The organism is Acinetobacter sp. YH01022 (assembly GCF_013420235.1).
Taxonomy (GTDB): domain Bacteria; phylum Pseudomonadota; class Gammaproteobacteria; order Pseudomonadales; family Moraxellaceae; genus Acinetobacter.
Genome location: NZ_VOYP01000052.1, coordinates 1 through 17,673, shown reverse-complemented (window position 1 = coordinate 17,673; position 17,673 = coordinate 1). Strand labels below are relative to the sequence as shown.

The window sequence follows — 17,673 nt, the reverse complement described above, 5'->3', positions numbered from 1 at the left end:
TTAAACGAACAAATAGAGCAGATAGAATTTGCACTCAACCATCGTCCTAGAAAAACACTAGGTTGGCATACACCGAGTGAAGTTATGGCTGGTTTTTATACTGTTGCACTTGCCGCTTGAATCCGCCATTTACTATTCTATTTGAACATAGAAATAGCCGGGAATGAATAACTGTGGACTTATGTATAATCTGCCTACTATTCAGCAAAATGATATGAGCGCATGGCAACTATTCAAAAAGCTGAAATGCAGAATATGGAATCTATCTTAGACATCTGGCTCAATGCTTCCCTACAGGCACATGATTTTATTCCTGCTTCTTACTGGGAACAGCAGTTGCTTCCGATGCGTGATCTTTACCTGCCTTTAGCCGAAAATTATGTGATCAAGGAAAATCAAACTGTCGCAGGTTTTGCATCCTTATTAAGATCAGAATCAGCGCTGGCTGCACTTTTTATTGCGCCTCATCAGCAAGGTTTGGGATACGGTACGGCCTTGATTGATTTTTTTAAACAGCAATGTGATGAATTGCATTTAAATGTCTATACTGAAAATACCGCAGCGGTCAATTTTTATCAGCAGCAGGGCTTTAAAATCATCAGCCAAGCTATGGATAAAAACACGGGTCATGCAGAATTAAGCATGACTTGGTCTAAGCATTAATTGGGAAAATATCAGGAAGTTTATGTCAGCCGTCATTGAATACAATGAAGATAATTATAGTGACTTTGAATGGTTTGAAGGATTTGCCGTGATTCGTTTTTATGCCAACTGGTGTGCCCCGTGTGTACAAAATTTTCCTGTATTTGAACAGTTGGCAGCACATTATGCTGTACTAAAGCCCGAGATCAAATTCGGTAAGATCAATGTCGATCAATCCCCGATTCTGACCTTGCGCTATAACGTTTACGGTTTGCCTTCTACACTGATTTTTAAAAACGGACAAATCATTCAACGGATTGCAGGGGTAAAAAGTTTGAATGAAATGAAATGCATTGTTGATTCAATGAACTAATCTAAAATTATTATGGTTACATGATAAAAATACCCTATTGAATATTGCATAGTCTTTTCAAGTGCATTGCTTTATTTCTATTTTTATTCAATATATTGTTAGCCCCACACCCACAATAAAAAATACTCAATTATTATGGATTTAAAAGTCATTTTCCTATTTTGCCTGTTCCCTGGTTTAGGCGTTATTTTCCTGACCTGGTTGTTGCGTTTTCCGTGGGTCTGGCTATTTAAAACTGTGATTGTTTTTGAAATTGTGGTTGCAATTTTGGTATTTATCATTGAGCTTGATGCAAGAAAGACCCCGGGGAATAGCGGCTGGATCATGATTTTTGCAGCCGTCTTTCAGATCTATTTTGCCGTACTGCTAATTTTGACCCGTTTAGTGATCTGGCTGAGAAAAAAATGGGACTAAATCTTATATATTCATCCCGTCTCTTATATGTATGGTTTTGACAGTTTTTAAATCAAACCGAATCATTTTTTACTTGGGCATTTCTACAAATTGCATTAGAAATTTACGCACCAATGGCAGCATCACCAGAATCAGTGGAAATGCCATCAGCCATGACAAGCTCCATGCATGTAGCCACAGAGAAAAGAAGCCATCAACCAAGCCTTTATTCAGCAACATGTTAAAGCAGGAAATTGCTCCGCTCATAATGCCTGAAAGGATAAGTGGCATCAGCCAAGTCAGATGTTTTGGGTGGAATTTTGGGAAATTATTTTTCATCATTTAACCTAATCTTTTTAAATCGTGAATCGAATTACATACGTGCAATTTCTACTGCTGCCTGATCAATCTTTCCGGAGATTTCACGGATTTGCTCTGGGTTCAGTTCGGTATGTTGAATCTTAAGGCGCAATGAAGTTTTCAGGTTTTCCATCGCACGTTTGATATCGACATAGTGTTCGTTGTTCTGGATTTGCTTACGCGTATTAAAGCGGTCGAGAACTTTATTGATTTCGTCTTGATGCGCAGCTAAATGTTTTAGGCCTTTGGCTGTAATGTGATATTGCTTGCGCTCATCCTCACTCAGCTTCACTTCTGTGTAGTGATGTTCTTCAAGATAGTGAATCGTCGGACAGATGGTGCCTGTGCTCGGCTTGTAGTTCCCGCCTACCAAACCAGCCACCTCTTTGATAATGTCGTAACTAAACTTTGGGGATTGGGCAATGAAATGCAGCACCAAGAGCTTCATCTGTCCGGCTTCAAACAGGCGTTTACGCGTCGTTGGTTTGCTTTCAGCGTCAGCAATGAGATCTTGGATTGACATCTTAAGATTAATCTTAAATTAATATAAGATATATCTTAGTTTATTTTAAGCTAAATGCAAATGTTATTCTACAATCTGTTTGACTTTAATAATATTTGTCTTTTCTTTATCTAACTCAGATTTAGGTAACTCACCAGCATCAACGAGTGAATGGGTATTAGGCTCTATCGTAAAACCTTTAACTATCATCAAGTTCTCACCACCAAATTTCATAGTGCTTACAAATAAACTAATCCAGAGCACAGTGAAACAGATTCCAACAATAATAGGAATACGACTTACAGAATACTTTCTCAACACTAAAAAGTTACTAATAAGATCAAAGACGTTCACTGAATCTTTAAACATAGGATCAAAACTTTTCTCGTTTTCTTCTATTTTTTTCTTTAAATCCTCTTTAAACTCCTCCAGATCTTTGAACCTAGGATCATCTTTTTCTAAAAACTCGAATAGGTGATAAAATATATACTTACCATCCTTTATCTTCCCTATTTCTTCTTTTAACTTCTCTATTTTTTCGTCATACATACCTAGTATCGTTAAATATTCAATTTCATTACTAATTCTTCTAATTAAATTTTCTTTATAAATTTCCATATATTTATCAAATTTTTCCCTTAATACTTTTTCAGATTTCGAAGTCTTTAATTCCCAATATTCTTGCCAATACTTTGCACCTGCAGCAATATTAGTCTGATATATAGAAAAGAAAACGCAAAATAAGCAAATGAAAAACTCAGCTAATGGCTTACTAGCTGATGCCATCAGAATGATGTGTGCTTAAAAAACAGGAGGGTTTAACTTGGTAAACTATACATACTCATTAGGAGTTTACCATGAGCAAGAAACAGAAGACTTACACCGCAGAATTTAAAGCTGAAGCCATAAAAGCCATTGAAGAGAACCAAGGTAATGTATCGGAATCCGCTAGACAACTTGGCATTTCAATGCAAACCCTTTCGAACTGGAATAACAAAGCAAAGGCTGGAACTTTAGCAGGCACAAAACAGTATTCGCCCGATCTAAACGCCTTACTCGAAGAAAATAAGAAGCTTAAACAACAGCTCAAAACAGCTGAAATGGAACGTGAATTTTTAAAAAAGGCAGCAGCGTACTTTGCCAAAGAAAGTCAGTGAGGTACGCCTATATGAAATCGCAAAGCCACTTATTTCCGATTATTTTAATGGCTCGATTACTTCGTGTATCCGTTTCTCGCTTTTATGATTGGCTAAAGCGAGGCATGAGTAAAAGATCAATTCAGCGAAATCAGCAGACAATTTTGGTCAAAATAGCCCATGAAGAAACCAAACAAAGCTATGGCTATGTTCGATTAACCAAGCATTTACAAGCGCAAGGTATCAAAATAAGTACGTATGCTGTGCGCCAAATAAAAAAATCAAATCAGTTGTATTGTAAGCGCCATAAGCGTTTCAAAAGAACCACGAACAGTGATCACAACCGTTCTATTTATGACAATTTACTCAAGCAACAGTTTTCAATGACGAAGCCTAATCTTGCGTGGTCGAGTGACATTACCTACATTTGGACGGCTGAGGGCTGGTTGTACTTGGCAGCTGTCAAAGATCTTTACACGAAACAGGTTGTTGGCTATAGCTTAAATGAGCGCATGACAGCCAAGCTTGTTTGTGATGCATTGAATATGGCTATTCGCAATCAGAAACCTGCTAAAGATCTCATTGTACATTCAGATAGAGGCAGCCAATATTGCAGTAATGAATATCGAAACTTACTTGAGAAATTTGATTTTCAGGGTTCAATGAGCAAAAAAGGCGACTGCTTTGATAATGCACCGATAGAGAGTTTCTGGGGCATACTCAAAAATGAACTAGTCCATCATCGCAACTACAAAACAAGGGAAGAAGCCAAAGCGGATATTACAAAATATATAGAGTTATTTTATAATCAGCGAAGAATTCAAAAAGGCTTGGATTTTAAGACACCAAATCAAATGGCAGAAGACTTTTATCGGTTAGCTGCCTAGAATCTCCCAAGTGAAAGTCTCCTGCTAATTCAGCACACATCAGAACTCCTGAAAGCATTACGCCTTGGAAAATAATAAAATAATTATTTCTATTTTGAAGTTGCTGTATTTCAAAGTCTCTAGTTGCAATACTTCGCTCATATACAGCTTTAAGCTCTTTTATTTCTAATTTTAAAATATGATTGGAAGTAAAATCTTCATCTAAGTTTTGATCAGGTTTTTTCATAACAACTCATGAAAATATAATTAAAAAGAAACCCGCCTTTCAGCGGGTTTTTTAAATTAGATCAATCTATTACAGACGAACCAATTCCACAATCTTCTCAGCCAGTTCTTCAACCGACTCTTGTGCGAAGCTTACATCTGTACCTTCTGCAACAGTAGTAATGACTGCAATACCTGTTTCACGAAGCAGTGCAACTTGCGCGGCATCAAGATCAGCTTTTGCAATCGCCACGATACCTTGTTGCAATAACAAGTTTTCAAGCGCTTGCGCATTTTCCAGTGCTTTGGCCGATACCGTAATTGACGCAGGTTTTTGACCCAAACGTGCCGCACGGTCTTCCGCTGTTACAGGGTTGCTATGTGCAGTCCATTCAACAGACTCTTCCACCATACCCGCACCAATCGTGACATTATTCAAACGATCAATGAAGATAAACGAACCGGTGTAACGGCTGTCCTGATAACGGTCAAAGACCACTGGCGCATCAAATTCAACAGTCACATTGGCAATCGCATTCAGATCAAGGTGATCCACTTGCATTTGTTCAAGTGTATTTACATTGGTACGGAAGTTAATGCCAGTCACTTTGGCAGGAACCGTTTGTGTACCGATTTTGATGTTATACAACTTGCCAATGACCAGCGGTTGATCCGCCATCCATACCACAGTCGCTTTAACCGAACGTGAAATGGCAGGAATGCCCTGATCTGCACGAACCAGCATATTACCGCGTGATACGTCAATTTCATCATTCAGCGTTAATGTCACCGCTTGACCAGCAAAAGCATGTTCAAGGTTGCCATCATAAGTCACGATTTCTTTCACTGTTGAAGTCTTACCCGATGGTAAAGCCACAACTGTATCGCCGACATTGATTTCACCCAGCGCAATCGTCCCGGCAAAACCACGGAAGTCGAGGTTCGGACGGTTAACATATTGAACAGGGAAACGGAAATCACGTTTCGCGGTATCACGGTTAATTTCTACAGACTCAAGCGTACCCATTAAGGTTTCGCCCGTGTACCATGGCGTATTTGGCGACTTATTCACCACGTTATCGCCATTCAATGCAGAAATAGGCGTAAAGATGATATTGCTTGGCTTACGGTCGCCCAATTGGCTTACGAAGTTGGCATAATCGGCCTGAATTTCATTGAAACGCGCTTCAGAGAATTCAACCAAGTCCATTTTGTTGATTGCAACAATAATGTTCTTAATACCCAGCAAGCTTGCAATGTAGGTATGACGACGGGTTTGGGTTTGTACACCATAACGCGCATCAATCAGGATAATAGCAAGGTCACAGGTAGACGCGCCTGTCGCCATGTTACGCGTGTATTGCTCATGCCCCGGAGTATCGGCAATGATGAACTTACGCTTTTCAGTAGAGAAATAACGATAAGCTACATCAATGGTAATGCCCTGCTCACGTTCAGCTTGCAGGCCATCCACAAGAAGTGCCAAGTCAGGTGCATCACCAGTCGTACCGACTTTTTTCGAGTCACGGGTTACGGCTTGCAATTGATCTTCATAAATCAATTTTGAATCGTAAAGCAAACGACCGATTAAAGTCGATTTACCGTCATCCACGTTACCGCAGGTCAAAAAACGCAGTAAGTCTTTATTTTCGTGCTGTTTTAAATACGCCAAAATATCCTGGCTAATCAGTTCAGATTGATGAGACATCGCTCAAACTCCACATACTTTAGAAATCGGGTTCAGATCGAAAAATTAGAAGTAACCTTCCTGTTTTTTCTTCTCCATCGAGCCTGCTTCATCATGGTCAATCATACGACCTTGACGTTCTGAGCTGGTCGCCAAGAGCATCTCTTGGATAATTTCCGGCAAGGTGTTGGCAGTTGATTCAACTGCACCCGTAAGTGGGTAACACCCTAAAGTACGGAAACGTACCGATTTCATTTGTGGAACTTCGCCCTCTTGTAGAGGCATACGTTCATCATCAATCATAATCAGTGTGCCACTACGTTCAACCACAGGACGTTCTGCAGCCAAATAAAGTGGTACTAATGGAATACTTTCCAAATAGATGTATTGCCAGATATCAAGTTCAGTCCAGTTTGATAACGGGAACACACGAATACTTTCGCCTTTGTTCACTTTACCGTTGTAAAGGTTCCAAAGTTCTGGACGCTGGTTTTTAGGATCCCAACGGTGTTTACTGTCACGGAACGAGTAAACACGTTCTTTGGCACGTGATTTTTCTTCGTCACGGCGCGCACCGCCAAAGGCAGCATCAAAACCGTATTTATCCAAAGCCTGTTTTAAGCCCTGGGTTTTCATGATGTCAGTATATTTAGAACTACCATGATCAAACGGATTGATTCCTGCTTCAACGCCTTCTTTATTTTGATGCACGATCAAATCGAAACCATGGGTTTTCGCCATGTTATCGCGGAAGGTGATCATCTCTTTAAACTTCCAGCCTGTATCGACATGCAATAGCGGGAATGGAAGTTTTGCAGGATAAAAGGCTTTTAAAGCAAGATGCAGCATCACTGCAGAATCTTTACCAATAGAATACAACATGACCGGATTTTCAAATTCGGCAGCCACTTCACGAATAATGTGAATACTCTCAGCTTCAAGCTGTTTAAGATGAGTAAGTCTTTCCTCAGTTATGGACATTGACAACACCAGCTCAGATCAACGTGTACTTATTACACTTTTAAAAATATATATATTCATTATAGAGATTTAGTTATCACATCTATTGCTTGTTTTATTATATTAATATGCATATTTCTCATATAAAGCTTAACTAATAAAGAGTATAAGTTTTTATTAATGATTTACTTAAATGATGATCTATTATTGTATTCAGAGATAATCCTTACCGCAAGCCAACATTAAAATGTACAAAATCTAATCTGATTGTTAATTCCTCTAAAACATCTATGTAATTCATGCTGAAAATTGCATAGAGTAACTAAACTTTCTCCCATCTCCTGTATTCTTTTGAATTATACCTATGCCAGACCATACTATTGAATCCGTGAAATCCAGCCTGGAACAGGCACAGCTTGCAGGCCACATCTATCAGCACAATCCACATTTACTGGTGCTGCAAGAACCTTGGGGAGAGGATGGCTCCATCCTGAATAATTTTGTGCAACATGAGCTCACCGCTGACCAGATTGGGCTGCAATTTGGACTAAGACTTTCGGATAATCATTTTGATTTTTTAATTGGTGTCACCCATAGCAATCAGGATCGCAGCTATGAAATTGGTGCAGGCAATCTTAAGGCCGATCAAAAAGCCTTTAACTTGTTGTATGCCTTTTATAACTATCCCAAGGCATTTTATCTGGTGAGCCTGCCCATGACAGCCAGTAGTGCTCAGCTTGAACAGGCCATTGAAACACAACTGTTCAATCAGGCCAACTTGGATTTCTTGAAGACAGCCATCAAAACCAATCCGATGGGACAACAGGTCAACTGGATGAAAGCCTTTATTCTGCAACAGGCATTGAACATGAAAGTGCGTATTCAAACCTGTTTACTTTAATCGTGCTTATTTAAGATAGCTGCCATGCAGCTTGGTCCATTTAAGATAAAATATTAAAGCTAGTCCATTAACCGATTCATCAAGTCTTAATATCACAAATGATTGAATCTAGATAAATTTTTACCAGCTAAAAAATGCAGTCTCATCGGCTGCATTTTTCATTTAAATTGAATCAATTTTAAACAATTAGCCTGCACAAACTCACTTGAGTCATGCTGGTAGAGCGCTACATTATCTGTTTATATGACCTATATAGAGCATAATAATGACGACCTCTATTTATCCTTGCCTGTGGTTTGGAAAAAATGCCAAAGCAGCCTGTGAATGGTATTACTCTAGTCTTCCGTATAGTCACATGATTGCCACAAACGAATATACGGCAAAAGCAAAAATCATTGAATGCGAAAATCAGACCGAGATTGATTATGACTGGAATAGCATCACGCTAAAAGGAATCGAGAGCCAATCTAGCTGGTGTAAAGACCAGTTTAGGGTGAGCTGGAAAATTCACCCTGAAAATTTAGGCGAGATTGTTAAGCAGAATTCTCATGCACAAGCAACGTTATTTAAAATGAAAAAGCTGCTGATTGATGATTTGATTCATGCCTGATCACCCTTTAACAGGATGAGCTAATAATAAAACAACCCATTGATATTTTTTAAAACTCTATAACCAAGAAATGTGAGTATAATAATGAATAATTTAAAAAATTTATACCAGAGCAGGCTTAGCCATTGTCTTTGTTGGAGCTTAACCTGTCTGCCATTGGCTACACAGGCTGCAGATTTCGTACAGATCAAGCCACATCCTATTGATGCAATTGTGCAGCAAAATATGACACAAAAATCAGTTGTGCCGCCATTAAAAAAAACCAGCAAAATCGATCAGATGCGTATCATGCATATCGATATTGACTATGTATATGATAAAAATAAAGAACAGCAGCAAGAAAATCTTCAGGCTTTATTACAACGTATTAACAAGATTCAACCCAATACCATTTTCTTGCAAGCCTTTGCCGATCCCGATGCAAATGGTTCAGCCAATCAGGTGTACTTTAAAAACCGCCACATCCCGACCAGAGACAATCTTTTTCCTCTTCTTGTCAGCCAGATTCGTAGCAAGACCCAGGTCAAGCATATTTATGCCTGGTTGCCCTTAATGGCGTGGGAGTTTCCAAAAAATTACAAACTGACTTATGTCTCACATAACAACGGCGGAAAACAGGGCTATATTCGGGTATCCCCATTTGATCCGAAAAACCTGCAATATGTTTCCGAGATTTATTTAGATTTTATCAAATCAAATGCAGTAGATGGTGTGCTCTACCATGATGATGTCACGCTGAATGATTATGAAGACAGCTCTGCTCCGGCACAAAATATGTATCGGGCTTGGGGATTTGGTGCAGATCAATTATTAAAACAGCCTCGGCAATCCAAACAATTAGAGTTTGCAAAATTTAAAACAGCCTATCTGGATCAATTTGCTGCAGGTATTACCAAAATCATTAAACAGCAACAACCTCATCTACTGACTGCACGCAATATGTATGCACCTGTGGTCTTAGAGCCTCATAGTGAAAACTGGTTTAGCCAATCCATGCCCAGTACTTATCAATATTATGACTACAATGCCATTATGGCGATGCCCTATATGGAAGAAGCGGATGACCATCAACAATTCTATTTGGATCTCGTAAAACGGTCAAAAAAATATGACCCAGATTTGAGTCATACGATTTTTGAACTTCAGGCGTTGAATTGGCGAAATAATCAAAAACTTTCCACCGAAGAAATTGTGGATACCATCAAGTTTTTAGAAAAACACGGGGTAAAACATATTGGTTATTACCCCGATGATTTTGTAGAGGAACATCCTCAACCATCTAAGCTGAAATCCGCTTTTTTAACTGGTGATTAGTCTCAAAGAATTCCAGTAACCCTTTATTATTATAATAAAGGGTTAAATTTCTGGCCTGTTGCATATTGATAATATCTGCCGTATTCACCTTAAAACTGCTGGCAAGTTGGGGTACCGCGACCGCTAATGGAGCTTTTCTACGATCCTTACCTGAAAAGCGGGCCCAGTTATAAGTTGCCCAAAGCAACAGCACGCCAATAAAGCTTAAAATCATCACAACAATATTGATTAAACTTAATGGGCTATTGGGTTGGGCTTGTATAACCAGTTGCTGATAAATGGTTTGACTTTCAAACCACCATAAAAATAGGGTCAACACTGGCATAAATAACCACATAAACATAAACCAACCCACGATTTGCAAACTGTAACCCAAGCTTTTATTACGTACATATTCAGGTTGATCAATGTACGCTGGTAGTTCTAATTTTGATTCATCTTCAATTAAATAATATTTATAGACTTTAGTCATTTTCTGGCTCTCCTCTAAATCCACGATCTGGGCTTACCCAACGTGCACGTTTTTGAGTCTTGAAAATCGTTTTAGGTAATGCAACCACAGTCGTCAGCATAGTCAGAATCCAGAAGAACAGTGGATACCAAATGACCCAAAAATAGTTTCTGAAGATTCGGGCTTTATCATAGGGTTTATCAATATATAAGCTAACAAAGAATTGAATCAGGCAAGTTAAACCCAGAATAATCCCGTACCATTGTGGAAAGAGAGATTGAATTGCCCACTCTCCGGGTAAAGAAAAAAATAGGCCATATAGATATAAGATAATAATACCGAACATCACATATGCCCAAACCACACTGATAATAGACTCTAGTGCAATAGGCCACATACGGCGTCGATTCCACCTAAATAAGTTTGGTAAATAAGCAAATAAAACCTCCACTCCTCCTTGTGCCCAACGCAAACGCTGTTTCCACAAGCCGTTGAAGGTTTCAGGCATATAGATATAGCACAATGCTCTTGGGACATATTGCAAGTCCCAATGATCGAACTGTAAGCGCCATGATACATCGATATCCTCCGTGATCATGTCATCGCGCCAATATCCAATCCGGTCTAGTGCCGTTTTACGAAAACCAACGATTGCGCCTGAAACAGTAAAGATGCGTCCATAGGTACGTTGTGCACGTTTAATTAATCCAATAATAGAAGAGAATTCACCCACCTGAATTTTGCCCAGAATACTGGAGCGGTTCAAAATACGAGGATTCCCAGTGACTGCCCCAACCCGTGGATATCTTGTTAAATGATGCATCATCCATAACACTGCATGAGGATGGATTAATGCATCACCATCTATACAAACTAGATATTCATTTTGACTCACCATTGCACCGGCACGTAAAGCATAGGCCTTGCCCTGATTTTCAGCCAAATGGACAACCCTGAGTTTTGGATATTTTTGCAAAAGCTCATCTAGAATTTCAGCAGTCTTATCTCGACTACCATCATTGACTGCAATGACTTCAAAATCCGGATACTGTGTTTGCATGGCAAACTTTATGGTATCCCTAACCTGTGCTGCCTCATTAAAACAAGGAATAATAATACTGCATCCATGTTCGCTAGGATGAGGTAACGATGGTTGCTTGCGTTCATGTTTTAAATAGAACCAGATTCCCCCCGCAATCCAAAGCCACGCCATAAATAATGGGTAGAAAAAAGCAAAGCCAAAATATACGTCACTCATTTGAAATAAACTTGAATCAGTCATTATTTCCTCCCCTTCGCAGTATTATTTTCATATGGATTACGATAAGTGAGTGGACTGGTATTAATACTTAGATCTTGGTAAAGATGTCCTTGAACTTGCTGTCCAGCCTTCAATTGATAATTATTAATCCCAATTTTTTGTACGGATAATTTTTTTAATTCCTGATAATATTGTGAATATTCTTTCCAATCACTTCTTTTCCCATTCGGATTTACTGTAAAACTCACGATTAAATACTGTTTTTGTATACTGTTTAATTTTTCCAGTTGTTTTTCTAAAGTTTTAAATATTCCAGAATCTTTCACCGGATCAAATTCAATATAAAGAAAATCATTATTATTTAAACTATATTCCATCAAAGGCATTAATCCATCTACATGCTTATCCTTTAAGGTAATTTTCAAAACAGTTTGATAATTATTACTGATATTGGTGTAATATTTTGCATGTTTTTTAGCTTGATCTTTTATATCAAAAACCTGTTTTATTTTTTCAGCGCATTCCCCATCCCAAGTCTTTTTCTGTATCGCGCAGTCGAGCTCATCTCCAATATCGATCATTACACCTTCAACTGAAGAATTATACTTAACTAATTCCGCAGTAAGATCTGCAAAATTGAGTCCCTGTTTCGTTTGTAAACTGATCGGTAATTCAGCATACACCCGATTACCCACACGGGTGCGTGCTTGCCAAACTGTACGATTTAATAAATCCTTACGCATACCCAGTTGACGATTAGGAAAATAGGCAACATCTATTTTTCCGTCCCCATTTTCATCCGCTACGGTTTTTAATAAAATAGTATTGGTTTGTAATGCACTAATCTGATCTAAGAATTGCCCCAGTTTTTGATCAAAAATTTTGTCATTAGGACTGACCATTTCAGCCAAATCAAAACGGATATAACTTCTCCGCTGTTTGTGGATATCGCTTGCAAAAGTTAAAAAATCCAGCATTTCTGCATGCAGCATTTCGGGGGTTGGATTATTCATTACTAGGGCACGTTGATAGGTTTGCCCCGAATCAGCAAGGGTTGACATACTGCCCAAGCTAAATGACATAGGCAAACCAGCTTTTTCTGCAAGTTCTTCACTTTCCTTGGTCACCGCCCCATAAGGCCAGAATATCGCGCGTGTATCTATTCCCAATTCAGTGTCTAAAATTTTCTTGGATTGTTGTAAATCTTCTACAACCCTGTTTTGATAAGCTTGATCAGATTCATAACGTTGATATTTTGGTAAAAATTGACGTGTAATTGCTGCAGGCTGCATACTTTGTTGTGGATTGGCAAGTATGCCCTTATGCATATTGTCCGAATGTGAAACAAACTCTACCAGACCTGAGCGCTGCATTTCACGCATTTGATCCCAGGACATTAAGCTATTTTGACCATAGGCTTCATAAGCATCTTTGGTATTCCCGTTAATCCAGCTCGTCGGAATAGCAAAAGCAGCGAAATATTTATACTGTTTTAATAATGGAAAAACCCGGGTATAACTACTGAGTGCGCCATCATCAAAGGTCAATAACACTGATTTTTTTGGTAATTTCTTTTTCTTTTGCCGAGCATCCCATACATCTTGCAAACTGATGGTTTGCCAGCCTTCCTGTTTTAGCCAGGCAAAATAGCGTCCTAAATTTTTAGTACTGATTGCATAAAGATCCCGATCTCCTTCACGGGCAACATCATCTCGAACATCATGAAAAGTAATGGTAACAAATAAGTTATCAGGTATTTCAGTGGTATTTTTGGTTATATTTTGCGTAAAACCCGTCGCAGGAACGGCGAAGACCGTTACCATGACAGCAGAAAGTAAGGTTTTCATCACTTGTTTCATTAAAAAATTCCTTTAAAGCCCACTGTTGCATAAGTTTTTTCTTCATCTTCACCATCATAAGGATGAGTTCCCCATCCTATGCCATAGTTCAGACTCCAAGTCCGGGAAACCTGCCAATCATGTCCATAAAAAACGTTATAAATTGGCTTCGCGGAATAATTATCTTGTCCAAAAGTCCCAACGGTAGCTTCAAAATTTTGAGTAAAATTGCGGTCATATCTCCGCCACGTAATCCACTCATGCTGTAAATGCAACTCTGCACTATAACTTTCTTCAGGATTGAAATAGTCCACAATGACATCTTTGTTCTGGCTGTAATAACCCGCTAAAGTCAAACTGGTAATATGATGCGGAGCCTGGAAAATCTGCTGTTTAAGGTATGCCGAAACCTCTTGGCGTGTATTATTATCATCAATATCAGTTAACAGATAGACCAGACCCGCCTTACGAGATTCATGCTGTTGCCAATTCAAATCAAAAGTATAAGATTTACCTTCATTGCCCTTTCGGATGGCCTGTAATGGAATATCCGCCTGACTATTAAATCCGAATGCATACTGCCAATGATCATTCAGCCATTGTGACCAATTGGCCTTGATCCCAAAACGGTCTTGATCTTGTGGATTATCGATACTCTGAGACAACATGATATTCACTGCTTTACGACGTGATGCCCATTCCAGTCCTAAACCTACGCGTTGATCTTCAATTGTGCCCGTATCATATTCACCAGAACGAAAACTGTGATCTACATAAGTACGATAATTATCAAAAAACCATGGGCTGTGAATGCGGGTAAAATGATCCTGCTCACGGTTCCCCTTCAAACGATTAAGTAAAGCCGAGTTATCAGAATCACTTTCTGAAAAGTTACTCTGATGTTGAATAGAGGCATGATTACGGTCATCAAGCTGTTTTTTATTTTTTATTACGGTCGTATCTTCAGGCATGGTTTGCATGAGTTCAGTACTTTGCAGACGCCATTGCTGGATATTTTCCAAAGCTCGCAGATTTTCTAAATGACGGATCCGGATGCCTTCATCTACAGGTATGACTCCATCCCATTGAGATACAATCCATTCTGCACGCTGTGGGTTTTCACGCAAAAGTTGAATGAATGCACGATTATTTTGAAAAAGAACGTTATTCGGTGCTTTTGCAATTAATTGTTCATAGTATTGTTCTGCTTTAGCATATTCTTGACGATAGGCGTAATTAAGCCCGACTAAAGCTAAATATTCACTCCGGTCATCATGAGTAACCTTATCCACACCTTTAGCATTACTGTATTGGAAAGTAGGTAATGCCTTGTCCATCGTTTTGAGTAATTGATCAGCTTCCTTATATTTCTCTTGTTCAATTAATGAGTAATACAAGCCTGCATATAGCTCAAAATGAGCATAGCTCTTTTCATTCAATAAGCTTTTATAAATTTTTTCAGCTATTTGAGGTTGTTGATTCTTAAAGTAAGCATCTGCAATAGCTTGACGCACATAAGGAGGCATCTGTTCTAGAGGCACTCCTGTTTTTGAAATTTGTTCAAAAACTTTTTTAGAGCGATTTCGCTCGTTTAAGGCATAGATGTATTCATAATAAAAACGGCGTTTCCAATTGGAATCATTCGGCAATTGTGATTCGTATTGCTCCATATCTGCGAGCACTTCATCGAGTTGCTGGTACGGCTGTTTTCGTCCTCGATAAATTGAAAGTTTATAATATTCCACAGCATTTTGAATCCGCTGAGAAAATTCACTAATTTTGGCATTGGCTCTGAGATCAGTATTCTCTTTTAATGAGTTACTGTTTTGTATAAAGTTTTCCGCATTAGCGTAATCTGCATTATTCAGCAATGCTAATGCATACTGTTCCTCGGTACCCATGTCCTTGCTCTTTTCAAGAGCCAGATTAGCCGTATTCAATGCCTCAACAGGCATATCTAGTATCCGGTAAGTATAGGAAAGCTGTGCTAAATAATCTGCTTCGACTTGATTAATATCAACTTGAGAAAGGGTTTTTTTCGCCTGAGCCTTTTTACCGGCTTCTGCTTGTAATATTCCTGCCCACACGATCCATTGTTGATTAGAATCGGTTTTGGCAAAGTTTTTGGCCCAGTTTTCTGCAAGCTCAAATTTTTTTAAGTCGCGTAGTGCCTTAATAACATATATTTTTCCATAGTCTGGAAATTGCTGACTTTGAATACCCTTCAGGTAGCGAATATCTGATTCTGCAAATTTTTTATTTTCATAAGCCATTAGTACAAAATCAGCAATCAATTTTTGATTATTGGGATAGCGCCCCAATAATTGCCTGAGTTTTTGTAATCCAGTATCCACCTGGCCTTGTTTAATTAAAGGTACAATTTTTTCACGTTGTTGATCAACAACGTCTTTATAGATCAATTCTGCGAATGACAATGTAGAAAACAGTAAAGTCCCACAGGAGATCGATAGTATAGTGAGATTAAAGTTCATAATTAAAATATTCTTTATTCATTGTTATTAATGGTCATATTGTAATCCACAATATATAAATAAAAGACCGTATTAACAAAAATATTGTGTATAATTTTGTGTTTTTATTATTTTATGCGATAAATATCACATTATTTTAATTGTGAAATATATTATTTTTTTATCTTAGCAAATTATTTTAACAGCAATATTTTATTTATTTAATAATTAATTTTTTATATAATCCTTCATCTTAACCACTTTATAAAAACATTATTACTCAAAATGAATATCTTGTATAAATCAAAAATACTCAATAAGTTGAGTATTTTCATTCATACAGAAAAGATATGTTCTATTATTATAGGAACATAAAATATTCAAAAGTTAAAATATTATTAAGCAGTCAATTCAAATGACTTATTGGAATACAACCTAGAATTTTTTTAGAAGTGCTCGAAGTATTAAAAATAAGCCAAGCAAATACCGGACGAGGCAGACCTTTTAGCCTTTTACCGAAAGATTAACCATTAATGACTCTACGTTATTGGCATAAATATCAAACACTTTTTCCTGTCGCTATGAGCCATGAAATACATGCATCTAATGCATGTGGAATCATCCAAAAGATCGAAAATATTTTAATAAAATATGATAAGTTTCATTTGCCTAGGAAATTATCTCATAGTGAAGGCTTAGATGGGGAGGTTGTTATTGTTGATGCCACTGAGATGGCAATGAAGCATTCCCCAAAAAGCGGAAAAAAATTCTATAAGTGCTAAGAAAAAATACCATACGATTAAAGCTCAACTGACAATTCATGATGAAACGATGCAGATGATTCCAATAGGTCTTGCATAAGGAAGTACACATGATTTTCATTGTCTAAAGATCAGCACAAGAAGCAGAGATATCAAGCCCTTATACTTATTGATAAAGAGTAACCAGCTTTAAGCCGATTAGGGATCAGACGCCGACCACATTTTCAGCAAGTAAAACAACCCATTAACTTTCTTACATAAGCAGAGTAATCGAGAAATGGGTGAACCGTACCAGGTTTGTCGGAGACTTTTTATTTAAGTTAGGCCACCTGACCTAATGGGTTAATTTTATCATAGTACATTGCTTCAAAATCAAAAGGTGACACATAACCTAGTGCACTATGTACACGCTTTTTATTGAACCAATCTACCCAGTTTAGTGTCGCAAGTTGTACATCCGCTAAACCTTGCCAATCCGCTTTTAAATATTCAATCACCTCTGTTTTGTATAAGCCATTCACCGTTTCAGCCAAAGCATTATCGTATGAATCACCGGTCGTACCGACTGATGCTCGTAAATTTGCTGCTTCTAAACGATTGGTATAACGAATGGAAAGATATTGCACGCCTCTGTCACTATGATGAATCACGTTCTTTGGCATGCCTCGATCATGCAATGCTTGCTCCAGTGCATCGAGCACCATGTCTGTATTCATCCGTGTTGATACTTTCCATCCAACAATTGCTCGCGAGAACACATCAATAATAAAGGCGGTATAGACCCAACCTGAATTGGTTTGAATATACGGGTGAGTAGACCAAGGGAATTTCACCCTTAGCCCCTCGCAGAACCGGACATGAACCTCTCAGCTCATCCGGCTCCCATTATCCAACCGATGGTAAACATCCCATTTTCCAGTGC

At 38.3% G+C, this 17,673-nt stretch carries 18 protein-coding genes and 2 pseudogenes; 9 read left to right on the top strand and 11 right to left on the bottom strand.

What is annotated here, in order from left to right; translation table 11 throughout:
* The 4 genes and pseudogenes from FTT87_RS13880 to FTT87_RS13865 all read left to right on the top strand — a co-directional run.
* Positions 1–120: pseudogene (locus tag FTT87_RS13880) on the top strand (IS30 family transposase); the annotation flags it as partial.
* 102 nt (positions 121–222) lie between these two features.
* Positions 223–663: an N-acetyltransferase gene (locus tag FTT87_RS13875; protein WP_180081303.1), complete on the top strand. Its 441-nt coding sequence runs from the start codon at positions 223–225 to the stop codon at positions 661–663.
* 22 nt (positions 664–685) lie between these two features.
* Positions 686–1,015 carry a co-chaperone YbbN gene (locus FTT87_RS13870; protein ID WP_180042335.1) on the top strand — a complete coding sequence of 110 codons (330 nt, stop codon included), beginning with the start codon at positions 686–688 and terminating at the stop codon, positions 1,013–1,015.
* Positions 1,016–1,150: 135 nt separating this feature from the next.
* On the top strand, positions 1,151–1,429 hold the full coding sequence (locus FTT87_RS13865) for a hypothetical protein (RefSeq protein WP_180042337.1): 279 nt from the start codon (positions 1,151–1,153) through the stop codon (positions 1,427–1,429).
* A gap of 69 nt (positions 1,430–1,498) precedes the next feature.
* Here the strand turns inward: FTT87_RS13865 and FTT87_RS13860 are convergent, their stop codons facing one another.
* The 3 genes from FTT87_RS13860 to FTT87_RS13850 form a co-directional block, all read right to left on the bottom strand.
* Positions 1,499–1,747, bottom strand: a complete 249-nt coding sequence (locus tag FTT87_RS13860) for a DUF2798 domain-containing protein (protein ID WP_180042415.1) — start codon at positions 1,745–1,747, stop codon at positions 1,499–1,501.
* A gap of 34 nt (positions 1,748–1,781) precedes the next feature.
* Positions 1,782–2,291 carry a PadR family transcriptional regulator gene (locus tag FTT87_RS13855; RefSeq protein WP_180042339.1) on the bottom strand — a complete coding sequence of 170 codons (510 nt, stop codon included), beginning with the start codon at positions 2,289–2,291 and terminating at the stop codon, positions 1,782–1,784.
* Positions 2,292–2,354: 63 nt separating this feature from the next.
* Positions 2,355–3,056 (bottom strand): hypothetical protein, encoded by a 702-nt coding sequence (locus FTT87_RS13850; RefSeq protein WP_180175017.1) that lies wholly within the window; start codon positions 3,054–3,056, stop codon positions 2,355–2,357.
* A 71-nt stretch (positions 3,057–3,127) separates the two neighbouring features.
* Between FTT87_RS13850 and FTT87_RS13845 the strand changes: the two genes are divergently transcribed.
* A protein-coding gene (locus tag FTT87_RS13845; protein WP_119285041.1) for an IS3 family transposase occupies positions 3,128–4,293 on the top strand; the annotation gives its coding sequence in 2 pieces (ribosomal slippage) (positions 3,128–3,386 and positions 3,386–4,293; 1,167 coding nt in all).
* Here the strand turns inward: FTT87_RS13845 and FTT87_RS13840 are convergent.
* The 3 genes from FTT87_RS13840 to cysD all read right to left on the bottom strand — a co-directional run bounded on the left by FTT87_RS13840 (position 4,244) and on the right by cysD (position 7,159).
* Positions 4,244–4,519, bottom strand: a complete 276-nt coding sequence (locus FTT87_RS13840; RefSeq protein ID WP_180175016.1) for a hypothetical protein — start codon at positions 4,517–4,519, stop codon at positions 4,244–4,246. The genes FTT87_RS13845 and FTT87_RS13840 overlap by 50 nt on opposite strands.
* A 69-nt stretch (positions 4,520–4,588) precedes the next feature.
* A complete protein-coding gene (cysN, locus tag FTT87_RS13835; protein ID WP_180042343.1) occupies positions 4,589–6,205 on the bottom strand; it encodes a sulfate adenylyltransferase subunit CysN in 1,617 nt (538 codons plus the stop codon).
* A 45-nt stretch (positions 6,206–6,250) separates the two neighbouring features.
* Positions 6,251–7,159, bottom strand: a complete 909-nt coding sequence (cysD, locus tag FTT87_RS13830; protein ID WP_171522023.1) for a sulfate adenylyltransferase subunit CysD — start codon at positions 7,157–7,159, stop codon at positions 6,251–6,253.
* Between the two features lie 349 nt (positions 7,160–7,508).
* On the opposite strand from cysD, the gene FTT87_RS13825 reads away from it, so the two are divergent.
* The 3 genes from FTT87_RS13825 (at position 7,509) to pgaB (FTT87_RS13815) (ending at position 9,969) form a co-directional block, all read left to right on the top strand.
* Positions 7,509–8,045 carry a hypothetical protein gene (locus FTT87_RS13825; protein WP_180042345.1) on the top strand — a complete coding sequence of 179 codons (537 nt, stop codon included), beginning with the start codon at positions 7,509–7,511 and terminating at the stop codon, positions 8,043–8,045.
* 265 nt (positions 8,046–8,310) lie between these two features.
* A complete protein-coding gene (locus tag FTT87_RS13820; protein WP_180042347.1) occupies positions 8,311–8,655 on the top strand; it encodes a VOC family protein in 345 nt (114 codons plus the stop codon).
* An 84-nt stretch (positions 8,656–8,739) separates the two neighbouring features.
* Positions 8,740–9,969, top strand: a complete 1,230-nt coding sequence (gene pgaB / locus FTT87_RS13815) for a poly-beta-1,6-N-acetyl-D-glucosamine N-deacetylase PgaB (protein ID WP_180042349.1) — start codon at positions 8,740–8,742, stop codon at positions 9,967–9,969.
* On the opposite strand, the gene pgaD is transcribed toward pgaB (FTT87_RS13815), so the two are convergent.
* Genes pgaD through pgaA form a run of 4 tightly spaced genes read right to left on the bottom strand, consistent with a single transcriptional unit; the run spans position 9,935 to position 16,011 of the window.
* A complete protein-coding gene (pgaD, locus tag FTT87_RS13810; RefSeq protein WP_180042351.1) occupies positions 9,935–10,441 on the bottom strand; it encodes a poly-beta-1,6-N-acetyl-D-glucosamine biosynthesis protein PgaD in 507 nt (168 codons plus the stop codon). The two genes, pgaB (FTT87_RS13815) and pgaD, sit on opposite strands and share 35 nt — an antisense overlap.
* Positions 10,434–11,702 carry a poly-beta-1,6-N-acetyl-D-glucosamine synthase gene (pgaC, locus tag FTT87_RS13805; protein ID WP_086196815.1) on the bottom strand — a complete coding sequence of 423 codons (1,269 nt, stop codon included), beginning with the start codon at positions 11,700–11,702 and terminating at the stop codon, positions 10,434–10,436. Before pgaC ends, pgaD begins: the two co-directional genes overlap by 8 nt.
* Positions 11,702–13,540, bottom strand: a complete 1,839-nt coding sequence (pgaB, locus tag FTT87_RS13800) for a poly-beta-1,6-N-acetyl-D-glucosamine N-deacetylase PgaB (protein WP_180042353.1) — start codon at positions 13,538–13,540, stop codon at positions 11,702–11,704. The genes pgaC and pgaB (FTT87_RS13800) overlap by 1 nt, the downstream gene beginning before the upstream one ends.
* Entirely contained in the window at positions 13,540–16,011 is a 2,472-nt protein-coding gene (gene pgaA / locus FTT87_RS13795; RefSeq protein ID WP_180081301.1) for a poly-beta-1,6 N-acetyl-D-glucosamine export porin PgaA, read from the bottom strand. The genes pgaB (FTT87_RS13800) and pgaA overlap by 1 nt, the downstream gene beginning before the upstream one ends.
* A 512-nt stretch (positions 16,012–16,523) precedes the next feature.
* On the opposite strand from pgaA, the gene FTT87_RS13790 reads away from it, so the two are divergent.
* Complete coding sequence (locus FTT87_RS13790; RefSeq protein WP_180042357.1) at positions 16,524–16,772, top strand: hypothetical protein; 249 nt, start codon at positions 16,524–16,526, stop codon at positions 16,770–16,772.
* A gap of 299 nt (positions 16,773–17,071) precedes the next feature.
* On the opposite strand, the pseudogene FTT87_RS13785 reads toward FTT87_RS13790, so the two are convergent.
* Positions 17,072–17,557: pseudogene (locus tag FTT87_RS13785) on the bottom strand (IS3 family transposase); the annotation flags it as partial.
* Between the last annotated feature and the right edge of the window lie 116 nt (positions 17,558–17,673).

Coding starts and splice junctions, on each gene's coding strand:
- FTT87_RS13875 (WP_180081303.1), top strand. CDS start 223: ATGGCAACTATTCAAAAAGCTGAAATGCAGAATATGGAATCTATCTTA.
- FTT87_RS13870 (WP_180042335.1), top strand. CDS start 686: ATGTCAGCCGTCATTGAATACAATGAAGATAATTATAGTGACTTTGAA.
- FTT87_RS13865 (WP_180042337.1), top strand. CDS start 1,151: ATGGATTTAAAAGTCATTTTCCTATTTTGCCTGTTCCCTGGTTTAGGC.
- FTT87_RS13860 (WP_180042415.1), bottom strand. CDS start 1,747: ATGAAAAATAATTTCCCAAAATTCCACCCAAAACATCTGACTTGGCTG.
- FTT87_RS13855 (WP_180042339.1), bottom strand. CDS start 2,291: ATGTCAATCCAAGATCTCATTGCTGACGCTGAAAGCAAACCAACGACG.
- FTT87_RS13850 (WP_180175017.1), bottom strand. CDS start 3,056: ATGGCATCAGCTAGTAAGCCATTAGCTGAGTTTTTCATTTGCTTATTT.
- FTT87_RS13840 (WP_180175016.1), bottom strand. CDS start 4,519: ATGAAAAAACCTGATCAAAACTTAGATGAAGATTTTACTTCCAATCAT.
- cysN (WP_180042343.1), bottom strand. CDS start 6,205: ATGTCTCATCAATCTGAACTGATTAGCCAGGATATTTTGGCGTATTTA.
- FTT87_RS13825 (WP_180042345.1), top strand. CDS start 7,509: ATGCCAGACCATACTATTGAATCCGTGAAATCCAGCCTGGAACAGGCA.
- FTT87_RS13820 (WP_180042347.1), top strand. CDS start 8,311: ATGACGACCTCTATTTATCCTTGCCTGTGGTTTGGAAAAAATGCCAAA.
- pgaB (WP_180042349.1), top strand. CDS start 8,740: ATGAATAATTTAAAAAATTTATACCAGAGCAGGCTTAGCCATTGTCTT.
- pgaD (WP_180042351.1), bottom strand. CDS start 10,441: ATGACTAAAGTCTATAAATATTATTTAATTGAAGATGAATCAAAATTA.
- pgaC (WP_086196815.1), bottom strand. CDS start 11,702: ATGACTGATTCAAGTTTATTTCAAATGAGTGACGTATATTTTGGCTTT.
- pgaB (WP_180042353.1), bottom strand. CDS start 13,540: ATGAAACAAGTGATGAAAACCTTACTTTCTGCTGTCATGGTAACGGTC.
- pgaA (WP_180081301.1), bottom strand. CDS start 16,011: ATGAACTTTAATCTCACTATACTATCGATCTCCTGTGGGACTTTACTG.
- FTT87_RS13790 (WP_180042357.1), top strand. CDS start 16,524: ATGACTCTACGTTATTGGCATAAATATCAAACACTTTTTCCTGTCGCT.